The 11,192-nt window shown below is 45.5% G+C and carries 6 protein-coding genes; 5 read left to right on the top strand and 1 reads right to left on the bottom strand.

Annotated features, from left to right (window positions below; all coding sequences use genetic code 11):
• Positions 1 to 118 precede the first annotated feature (118 nt).
• Positions 119 to 2,932 (bottom strand): two-component sensor histidine kinase BarA, encoded by a 2,814-nt coding sequence (gene barA / locus Q1A70_RS17465; protein ID WP_299694556.1) that lies wholly within the window; start codon positions 2,930 to 2,932, stop codon positions 119 to 121.
• Positions 2,933 to 3,097: 165 nt separating this feature from the next.
• Here barA and rlmD point away from each other — a divergent pair, with 165 nt between their 5' ends.
• From rlmD to eno, 5 genes are all read left to right on the top strand, one after another.
• Positions 3,098 to 4,417: a 23S rRNA (uracil(1939)-C(5))-methyltransferase RlmD gene (gene rlmD, locus Q1A70_RS17460; RefSeq protein ID WP_299694559.1), complete on the top strand. Its 1,320-nt coding sequence runs from the start codon at positions 3,098 to 3,100 to the stop codon at positions 4,415 to 4,417.
• A gap of 135 nt (positions 4,418 to 4,552) precedes the next feature.
• A complete protein-coding gene (gene relA / locus Q1A70_RS17455; RefSeq protein ID WP_299694572.1) occupies positions 4,553 to 6,775 on the top strand; it encodes a GTP diphosphokinase in 2,223 nt (740 codons plus the stop codon).
• A 228-nt stretch (positions 6,776 to 7,003) separates the two neighbouring features.
• Entirely contained in the window at positions 7,004 to 7,801 is a 798-nt protein-coding gene (gene mazG, locus Q1A70_RS17450) for a nucleoside triphosphate pyrophosphohydrolase (protein WP_299694562.1), read from the top strand.
• A gap of 150 nt (positions 7,802 to 7,951) precedes the next feature.
• Positions 7,952 to 9,592: a CTP synthase gene (locus Q1A70_RS17445; RefSeq protein ID WP_299694566.1), complete on the top strand. Its 1,641-nt coding sequence runs from the start codon at positions 7,952 to 7,954 to the stop codon at positions 9,590 to 9,592.
• Positions 9,593 to 9,672: 80 nt separating this feature from the next.
• A complete protein-coding gene (gene eno, locus Q1A70_RS17440) occupies positions 9,673 to 10,971 on the top strand; it encodes a phosphopyruvate hydratase (RefSeq protein ID WP_299694569.1) in 1,299 nt (432 codons plus the stop codon).
• Positions 10,972 to 11,192 lie beyond the last annotated feature (221 nt).

Here is an 11,192-nt window from a genome sequence, read left to right as displayed (position 1 = left end):
TCTATCGGATTCTTACATGTTGGTAGGATCATTCAACTGATCTGCCGATTATTGTCTTAACTGATCGGCATTAGAGCTTACGAGCTCTGCTTTTTTATTGGTGGGTAACAAGCACTCGTTAAGTCTGAGCTGGTTTCAAATAATGAATGGCGGTGGCTTGAACTTTATCCAATTCATCTTGGAGCTCAAACAGCTCTGGCTCAATATCTTCAACGGAATTGCCTGAACGCAGCGCTTTCTCTATCGTTGCACATACCGATTTTAGCCTTGGGACGCCGCTGTACGAGCTGCTGCCATGCATCTTATGAATGATGTGTATCAGTTCTTCAACGGGGTAGTCGCTGTCTTCTATCGCTTTGTCCGCTGCGTCATAAACCTCAGGAATAAAGTCGACCAGCATTTGCAGCATATCGCGTGCAAGGTCTTCCTTATTGGCGGCTTGCTTTAATGCTGCCTGCCAATCAATGATGATGTTTTTATGCACGCTAGCCTCTGTCTCTGAAACTGGGCTATGGTCGATTTCTGTAGAAACTGCCGGGTGGGCAGGGTCAATTTTCTCAATATGTTCAACTGCAGAAGTCGGACTCCAATGGATCAGCACTTGTTGTAATACATGCTCTTCAATTGGCTTGGTGAGGTAATCATCCATGCCCGCTTCAAGTAAGCGATCACGCTCTCCTGTCATCGCATGAGCGGTGACAGCAATGATGGGGGTATTGGCATTATTAGCCAGTTTTTTAATGTGCTGACAGGCGGTAACGCCATCCATTTGCGGCATTTGAATGTCCATGAAGATGATATCAAACGGAGTCTCGCTTGCTTTGTCGATGGCCTGTTGACCGTTGGTGCAGCTGATCACCGTTTCGACTCGCTCTTTTAGGAGTGCGGTAATCAATTTTAGGTTTGCAGGGTTATCATCGACCGCTAATACTGTCAGTGGCAGTTTCTCTTCTGAGTGCGTTTCAATCGCTGGCGCAATCAGTACTGGTGCTTGATTCGAAATCAGGGTTTGAAGTAATTTTTTACGAGAAATAGGCTTAGTAATACACTGAACATCGACTTCTGTTATTAGTCGTTCACCTAAAGCGAGCTCGGTAATTGGCGTACCAATAATCACGTTTTGGGCCATTTTCTTGGCGCGGATCGCCCAATCACTTACGGTTTCAAAATCGTAATCTTGGTTCGCAGCCAGGTTCAGCAGTACATAGTCATAAGTTGTTGACTCATCTGGGATCGCGGAGCGATAAGTGATCATTAGGCCTTCTTGAGTTAACACATGCTGAATGATCGATGCCGTTTGCATGTTTGGCTCGATAAGCAGCAGTTGCTTACCTTGCAGACACTGAGTTTCAATCAACTCTGTTACCGGCATATCTGTTGTCGATAATCTTAGGGTAAACCAGAAGGTCGAACCTTGGTGTAGGCGACTGGTTAGGCTGATCTCTCCGCCCATTTGGCTGACCAGTTTTTGGGTGATCACGAGCCCGAGCCCTGTACCACCGTAACGACGAGAGATGCTCGCATCGGCTTGACTGAAAGCTTGGAACAGTTGGGCTTGTTGACGTTCAGAGATACCAATACCGGTATCGCGAACCATGAATTGCAGCTCGATGTTATCTTCACTATGTGAACGAAGTTCAACGCTGATATCAATATTGCCACGTTCGGTAAATTTGATTGAGTTGCCAACCAAGTTCGTTAGGATTTGCTGGATACGCAATGGATCACCCACCACGCCAGCGGGCACTTTAGGATCTATCTTAAGGGTCAACTCCAGACCTTTTTCATGAGCATTGGTTGCTTGAAGGTTCACTACCTCTTCAAGACTGGCTTGGAATTCAAATGGAATATTTTCCAGAGCGAGCTTACCGGCTTCGAGTTTCGAGAAATCCAAGATATCGTTAATGATACTCAGCAAGTTGTTAGCTGAACGTTCAATGGTTTGCAGGTAGTCGGTTTGGCTATTCGACAGTTGGGTCTTGAGCATTTGGCGAGTAAAACCAATCACACCGTTGAGTGGCGTTCTGAGTTCGTGGGACATGTTTGCCAAGAATTCAGATTTAACTCGAGCCGCTTCTTGAGCGCGCTTTTTCGCGATGTCTAATTCAACGTTTTGAATCTCTAACTGCTCGAGGGTTTCACGCAGATCTGAGGTCGCTTGGTCGATACTGTGCTGCATCTCAACGTGATACTCGGATAGCGATACGGCCATCGAGTTGATACCGTTTTTCAGCGAGTCTAGCTCACCATGCATGGTTCCTTCGATACGCACATCTAAGTGACCACGGCGAATTCTGTCAACCATGTTCTTCATATGAGTGATCGGTTGAGTCACGTCATGCATCAAGCGAAAGGCAAACACACCCGATAACCCAAGTCCGAGGATTAGTACCAAGAAAACCGAGAACACCTCTTGATATTGCTGCAATCGAAGCGACGATAGGTCGAGTTCTATTGCGATATAGCCGAGCGGTTGGTTAGTTTGCGATTGACCGTTAACTGAGTTGATGAACTGACCTTCAGCAATGATAGGCGTCCTAAGGATCAGCGTATTGTCGAGTTGGTTTGAAGAACTCAGATGCGGTATTTCCTGATCTTTCGGGTAGGTGAGACTTTCAAAATTAGGGTGGAAGTTTGAGGTAACAAATAGCTCGTGGCGGTCATCAAACACCGCAATACTGCGTACCAGGTTAGAGTTCTTACGGTGCGCATAGCTGATGAGTTGACGAACGGATTCGCGGCTTTCGACCTTCATATCAGATTCACTCGCGATCGCCAGTGGCTCGATAATACTGGTGCCAGTGTTAACCACCTGTCCCTCTAGGTCTTGATAACGGTTAAATGAGAAAAATGCACTCAATAGCAACCCAATAATAAGAGTTGGAGCTAGAGTTAAGGTAATTACACGGGCTCTTAAGCCATATCTGGTCATGTTCTTTAATTACATCGAAGTCTGGATATGGGAAAATAACGCACACAATGGCGGTTAAGTGAACGGTAAGCTTAATCAAAGCCGTGACGTTCGACAATGATTCCAAGACATAATAGTGAGTCTTGGATACCAATTACTCATTAAAAGAGACATTAGGCACAAGCAATGGCACGTTTTTTCCAACCCAAAAAGAAAACTCAACTCGAGACCAAGCATCAATCGGTTTTGGTTGAACGAATGGATCACAATGGCGCTGGCATCGCTTATCAGAAAAATAAACCGGTTTTCATTGATGGCGTATTGCCCGGTGAGCAGGTGGTTATTCAACTGACTGAGAGTAAAAGCAAGTTTGCTCGTGCAAAGCTCATTAAACTACTTAAGCCGAGCGAGCAGCGTTTAAAGCCGTTTTGTAAGCACTTTAATCAGTGTGGTGGCTGTCATCTTCAGCACCTTGGGTACTCATCTCAGGTTGAGCACAAGACTCAGTCGCTAATGCACTTGATGAACCCATACCAGAGTGATATCACCGAGATTATCCCGCCGATCTTAGGGGATAAAACTGGCTATCGACGTCGTGCGCGTATCAGCCTATTTGTTGATAAAAAGACCCAACAGCTGCAGTTTGGTTTCCGTAAGAAGCAAAGTAAGCTGATCGAAAACATCACCGACTGTGCCGTGCTTGATCCTCGCCTCAATGCCTTACTGCCAAAGCTGAAAAGTTTACTTAATACTTTCAATAGTCTTACGTCTTTAGGACACGTTGAATTGGTGTTGGGCGATACTAACCCGGTGATGGTGCTACGTCATCTTAAGCCTTTAGCTGAAACTGATGAGCAAGCGCTGATTATGTTAGCAAAAGAAGAAGGTGCAACGCTGTATTCAATGCCTGAAACCGATAAATTGGTGCGCTTGGTCGGTGATACGCCAGCTTATAGCGAAACGGGTGTCACTCTACCTTTTGAGCCCAACCACTTTATTCAAGTCAATCAGAAAGTGAACCAACAGATGGTTGCTCAAGCGATTGAGTGGCTAGAACCTCAAGTGGATGAGCGAGTGCTTGACCTTTTTTGTGGTCTAGGTAACTTCAGTTTGCCGATCGCACAACAATCGTCGTTTGTAGTTGGGGTGGAAGGCGTGGATGAAATGGTTCAGCAAGCCACATCGAATGCGGCGTTAAACCAGTTAGGCAATACGGAATTTTACCAAGCTAACCTTGAAGAAGAGTTGTCTTCACAACCTTGGGCAAAAGAGAAGTTCGATAAAGTACTGCTTGACCCAGCACGCGCGGGAGCGAGTGGGATCGTTGATCAAATTTCAGCATTAGGCGCGAAGCGTGTGGTTTATGTTTCGTGTAATCCTGCTACTCTAGCTAGAGATTCTGAGAGCTTAGAAAAACAAGGCTATCAATTAGCCAAACTGGGGATGTTGGACATGTTTCCGCACACCAGTCACCTAGAATCGATGGCTCTCTTTATCAAGGCTTAGAGGCCCTTAAACCAGGCTTCAAATGAATCACAAAGGCGCGGGGAAACCTGCGCTGATATCAATATGTGTCGAACTAACTTGGAATCCGTTAGTCATATTGAGTTGGGTATAAAACATAATAACTAGGAAGGCATGATGGTTGCGGTACGAAGCGCACATTTAAACCCAAGCGAACAGTTTGAGCTAGAAAATTGGATAGCGTCACTGAATCAAGATGCTAAAACCTCGAATAAACTGATCAAAGTTTATCATCACTGTGAAGAGCTATTAAAAGATCACGAACAAGCGCCTCTTTTACTTTGGCGTGGACGCGAAATGATCGAGATCTTAGTTACGCTGTCCATGGACCGTGCCACTTTAATTGCGGCACAACTTTTTCCTGTTGTCTCGAGCGGCGTTTTTGAGCGCGAAGCGTTTGAAGAAAGTTACGGTAAAGAAACCGTCAAGTTGATTGATGGCGTTGAAGAGATGGCAGCCTTAGGTCAGCTTAATATCACCCTTGAAGGCAGTGCAGCCTCGGGTCAAGTCGATAACGTTCGTCGTATGCTATTAGCGATGGTGGATGACTTTCGTTGCGTCGTTATTAAGTTAGCAGAGCGAATCTGTAACCTTATTGAAGTCAAAAAGGCTCCTGATGCTGTGCGCCGTGCGGCAGCAAAAGAGTGTACTAACATATACGCACCACTGGCTAACCGTTTAGGTATTGGTCAGCTTAAGTGGGAAATCGAAGATTACGCATTCCGCTATCAACAGCCTGACACCTACAAGCAGATTGCTAAGCAGTTGTCTGAGCGTCGTATCGTACGTGAACAGTACATTACGGATTTTGTGGATGATTTAACGGCTGAAATGAAGCGTTCAAACATTAACGCTGAAGTCAGTGGTCGTCCTAAGCACATCTACAGCATCTGGCGTAAAATGCAGAAGAAAGGTTTGGCCTTTGATGAGCTGTTTGATGTGCGTGCTGTGCGCATCATCGCCGACCAACTGCAAGACTGTTATGCCAGCCTCGGTGTGGTTCATACCAAATACAAACACCTACCGAGTGAGTTTGATGACTACGTGGCAAACCCTAAGCCAAATGGTTATCAATCAATTCACACCGTGGTTCTTGGCCCAGAAGGCAAGACCATTGAGATTCAGATCCGCACTAAGCAGATGCATGAAGACTCAGAGCTCGGCGTCGCGGCGCACTGGAAATACAAAGAAGGTGCGTCAAGCGGTCGTAGTGGCTACGACGAGAAAATTACCTGGTTGCGTAAGCTTATTGATTGGCAAGAAGAGATGTCGGATTCTGGTGAAATGCTGGATGAAGTTCGCAGCCAAGTCTTTGATGATCGTGTTTACGCCTTCACCCCTCGTGGTGACGTGGTTGATTTACCAATGGGCGCGACACCGTTGGATTTCGCATACCATATCCACTCAATGGTTGGACACCGTTGTATTGGGGCTAAGGTTGCTGGGCGTATCGTGCCTTTCACCCACAAGCTATCGATGGGCGATCAGGTTGAAATCATCACCCAGAAAGAGCCTAACCCCTCTCGAGATTGGTTGAACCCAACCACAGGTTTTGTGCATTCAGGCCGAGCTCGCGCGAAGATTAACGCTTGGTTCCGTGCCGAAAGCCGTGAAAAGAACCTAGAGGCAGGCCGAGACATCTTAGAGACTGAGCTAACCAAAGTCGGTGCCACCCTAAAAGATGCTGACCAATACGCCTTAAAACGCTTTAACGTCAACACGCCAGACGAGCTATACGCAGGTATTGGCAGTGGTGACTTACGTATTAACCAAGTGGTTAATCACATCAACGCCCTAGTTAACAAACCCACGGCGGAAGAAGAAGACCAAAAAGCATTAGAGAAGCTGCTTGAGTCGGAGAATAAGCCAGCTCAGCAGAGCCGTCCGAAGAAGGATGCGGTGGTTGTTGAAGGTGTCGATAACCTAATGACGCACCTTGCGCGTTGTTGCCAACCGATCCCTGGCGATGTGATAAAAGGCTACATTACGCAAGGCCGTGGTATCTCAGTGCACCGTGCGGATTGTGAGCAGTTGAATGAGCTAAGCTTGCATGCTTCTGAGCGTATTATTGATACCGTATGGGGCAGTGGTTTTGTCGGTTCCTACATTTTAACGCTGCGTGTCGAAGCGCTAGAGCGTAATGGCCTACTGAAAGACATCACCTCACTGTTCTCAAATGAAAAGATCAGCGTGACCACAATGAAGAGCCGTATCGACTACAAACGTCAATTGTCGGTGATGGATTTTGATTTGGAAGTGACTAACATTGAGATCCTGAGTCGAGTGACCAGTCGAGTAGAGCAAATCAAAGATGTAATGAGTGTTAAACGCCTCGGCTAAAATTCTCGTCATACTTGAAGCTATGGCGTTGTTGCCTGCGCGCACTCGCTCAATCACATAGACAAGCTATGCTCAGGAGTCTCGCTTGCTTGTCGCCTAGCCACAGTTTCAATTATTTAGAGAATTAGACAGTATTAACAAAGGTGAGTGGTTTTGGCTGCTCACCTTTTTTTAGTTTTAGAAGACGTTATAAATTTAAAAATCAAAGACAGAAATAGGAAGAAAACGATGAATCACCCGATTGAACAACTTGAACAGATCATGACTAAGCTGCGCGATCCAGAAGGTGGCTGTCCTTGGGATTTAAAACAAAATTTTGAAACAGTTGTCCCGCATACTATCGAAGAGACGTACGAAGTGGTGGATGCGATTCACAACCAAGATTGGCCGAATCTACAAGAAGAGCTAGGTGACCTCCTGTTTCAGGTGATTTTCTACAGTCAGCTAGCGAAAGAGCAGGGGCTGTTTGAGTTTTCTGATGTGGTTGACGGTATTAATGAGAAGCTCACACGTCGTCATCCGCATGTGTTTTCTGATACTGAATTTGCCAGTGACGAAGACATTAATGCCAATTGGGAAGCCGAAAAAGCCAAAGAAAAAGCGCAGGCAGGAAAAACTCAAGAAAGTATTCTAGACTCAATACCAAACTCTCTACCTGCGCTTTTGTGTGCTACAAAGATGCAAAAACAAGTCGCGAAATATGGCTTTGATTGGGACTCGATTGGCCCGGTGGCGGATAAGGTATTGGAGGAGGTTGATGAGGTGCTAGAAGAAGCACTTCAAGTGACGCCAAATGAAGATTTAGTTGAAGAAGAGCTCGGAGATTTGTTGTTTGCGACGGTCAATTTAGTACGACATTTGGGTAAAAATCCAGAATCGGCCTTGAATAAAGCCAATCTGAAATTTGCCCGTCGTTTTAAAGGGGTGGAACAAAAGGTTCGTCAACAAGATAAAACTTTAACGGACTTTTCGCTCCAACAGCTTGATTCTATGTGGGATCAGGTAAAAGTGGCGGAGAAAAAATAGCCAGAGCTTTTATCATGAATTGATTTGAAGCAAAAAATAAAAAACAGCAGTGTGATAGATTTCACGTTGTGGCGATAAGGGGCTTCTGGTATATTTTCATCCCGTCCAGAAGTAATCCATTTCCCTCATTCAACCAATTTCAGGTTAAACATGACGACAAATTACATTTTTGTTACTGGCGGGGTTGTATCCTCTCTAGGTAAAGGTATTGCAGCAGCATCTCTTGCCGCTATTTTAGAAGCTCGTGGTCTTAAAGTGACTATGATGAAGCTTGACCCTTACATCAACGTTGATCCAGGCACTATGAGCCCGACTCAGCACGGTGAAGTGTTCGTTACGGAAGATGGCGCTGAAACAGACCTTGACCTTGGTCACTATGAGCGATTCATTCGCACCAAGATGACGAAGCGTAACAACTTCACTGCAGGTCGTGTTTATTCAGACGTACTAGCAAAAGAACGTCGTGGTGATTACCTAGGTGCAACTATTCAGGTTATCCCACACATAACTAACTCGATCAAAGAGCGTGTTATTTCTGGTGCTGAAGGCCACGATATCGCAATCGTTGAAGTGGGTGGTACAGTAGGTGATATCGAATCTCTACCGTTTATGGAAGCGATTCGTCAGCTAGCCGTAGAGCTAGGCCGTGAACGTGCAATGTTCATGCACTTGACTCTCGTTCCTTACCTAGCAGCAGCGGGCGAAGTGAAAACTAAGCCGACGCAACACTCAGTAAAAGAGCTGCTATCTATCGGTATTCAGCCAGACATCCTAGTTTGTCGTTCAGACCGTAATATTCCTTCGAATGAGCGTAAGAAAATTGCTCTGTTCTGTAATGTGCAAGAAAATGCAGTTATTTCTATGCGCGATGTTGACTCTATCTACAAGATCCCTCAGCTTATTAAAGCTCAAGGCACAGATGAACTTGTATGTAAGCGTTTCGGCATCACAGCTCCAGAAGCCGACCTGTCTGAATGGGAACAAGTAATTTACGAAGAAGCTAACCCAACGGGTGAAGTGACGATTGGTATGGTTGGTAAGTACATTGAACTACCAGACGCATACAAATCAGTAAATGAAGCGCTAAAACACGCAGGCTTGAAAAACCGTCTAAGCGTCACTATTAAGTACGTAGATTCACAAGATGTTGAGTCTCGTGGCGTAGAAGTTTTAGAAGGCCTAGATGCAATCCTAGTTCCTGGTGGCTTTGGTGACCGTGGTGTTGAAGGTAAGATTCTTGCTGCTCAATACGCTCGTGAAAACAAAGTACCGTACTTAGGTATCTGTCTAGGTATGCAAGTAGCGCTTATCGAGTACGCGCGTAACGTTGCGAAAATGGAAGGGGCGCACTCTTCTGAATTCTGTACTGAAACTAAGTACCCAGTTGTAGGTCTTATCACTGAATGGACTGATGGCGAAGGTAAAGTGGAAGAGCGTACAGAATCATCTGACCTAGGCGGCACGATGCGTCTTGGTTCACAGCTTTGTCACCTAGCGAAAGGGACAAAAGCATACGAATTATACGGTAGTGCGACGATCCATGAACGTCACCGCCACCGTTACGAAGTGAACAACAATCTTCGTCCACAAATTGAAAAAGCGGGCCTTAAAGTATCGGGTCTATCTGCGGACAAGAAACTGGTTGAAGTTATTGAGAACCCGAACCATCCATGGTTTGTTGCAGCTCAGTTCCACCCAGAGTTCACTTCAACACCGCGCGATGGTCACCCATTGTTTGCAGGTTTTGTTAAAGCGGCTGGTGAGTTCCAGCGCGGCGAGTTAGAGAAGTAAAATGAATACCGGTAGCAGCGTAAGTTGTGCTGCTACCTTTAAATTTGACATTTATATATTCAACGAGAAGGAAACATTCAATGTCTAAGATCGTTAAAGTTCTAGGTCGTGAAATCATCGATTCACGTGGTAACCCAACTGTAGAAGCTGAAGTACACCTAGAAGGCGGTTTCGTAGGTATGGCTGCTGCTCCATCTGGCGCATCTACTGGTTCTCGCGAAGCTCTTGAGCTACGTGACGGCGACAAATCACGTTTCCTAGGTAAAGGTGTTCTTAAAGCTATTGAAGCTGTAAACGGCCCAATCGCTGAAGCTCTAGTTGGTAAAGACGCTAAAGCTCAAGCTGACGTTGACCAAGTTATGATCGACCTTGACGGTACTGAGAACAAATCTCAGTTCGGCGCGAACGCTATCCTAGCGGTTTCTCTAGCGAACGCTAAAGCTGCTGCTGCTGCTAAAGGCATGCCTCTATACGAGCACATCGCTGAGCTAAACGGTACTGCTGGTCAGTTCTCTATGCCTCTACCAATGATGAACATCATCAACGGTGGTGAGCACGCTGATAACAACGTTGATATCCAAGAGTTCATGATCCAACCAGTTGGCGCTAAAACTCTTAAAGAAGCTCTACGTGTAGGTGCTGAAGTATTCCACAACCTAGCTAAAGTACTTAAGGCGAAAGGCCTAAGCACTGCTGTTGGTGATGAAGGTGGTTTCGCTCCTAACCTTGAGTCTAACGCTGCTGCACTAGCTGCAATCAAAGAAGCTGTAGAAGCTGCTGGTTACGAGCTAGGTAAAGACGTTACTCTAGCGATGGACTGTGCTGCATCTGAGTTCTTCGACAAAGAAGCTGGCAACTACAACATGAAAGGCGAAGGTAAAATCTTCACTTCTGAAGAGTTTAACCACTACCTAGCTGAGCTAGCTAACCAGTACCCAATCGTTTCTATCGAAGACGGTCTAGACGAGTCAGATTGGGATGGCTTCAAGCACCAAACTGAACTACTAGGTGACAAGCTTCAACTAGTAGGTGACGATCTATTCGTTACAAACACTAAGATCCTTGCAAAAGGTATCGAGATGGGTGTTGCTAACTCTATCCTTATCAAATTCAACCAAATCGGTTCTCTAACAGAGACTCTAGCTGCTATCAAGATGGCTAAAGACGCAGGTTACACAGCTGTAATCTCTCACCGTTCTGGCGAAACTGAAGACGCAACTATCGCTGATCTAGCGGTAGGTACTGCTGCAGGTCAAATCAAAACAGGTTCTATGAGCCGTTCTGACCGTGTTGCTAAGTACAACCAACTTATCCGTATCGAAGAAGCTCTAGGTTCTAAAGCTCCTTACAACGGTCTTAAAGAAGTTAAAGGTCAGTAATTCCTAGCGAATTATTAGCTTAAAGCTTTTGAAAGCGCTCTACTTCGGTAGGGCGTTTTTTTTGCCTAAAATTCGTGATCCCCTAGACTGACGAAGGAAGGAATAGGAATATCTTTTTTACCTTTGACGCGATAGATTCTCAACTTATACCAATTTGATTATTTAATTGGTCAGCTTAGTCCAACTTCGGTAGCACATAGATATAACCTTCTCAGTCGACT

Source organism: uncultured Vibrio sp. (assembly GCF_947488985.1).
In the GTDB taxonomy this organism is placed as follows: domain Bacteria; phylum Pseudomonadota; class Gammaproteobacteria; order Enterobacterales; family Vibrionaceae; genus Vibrio.
Note: the sequence above shows the minus strand (reverse complement) of the source record. Positions and strands in the feature narration are given on the sequence as shown.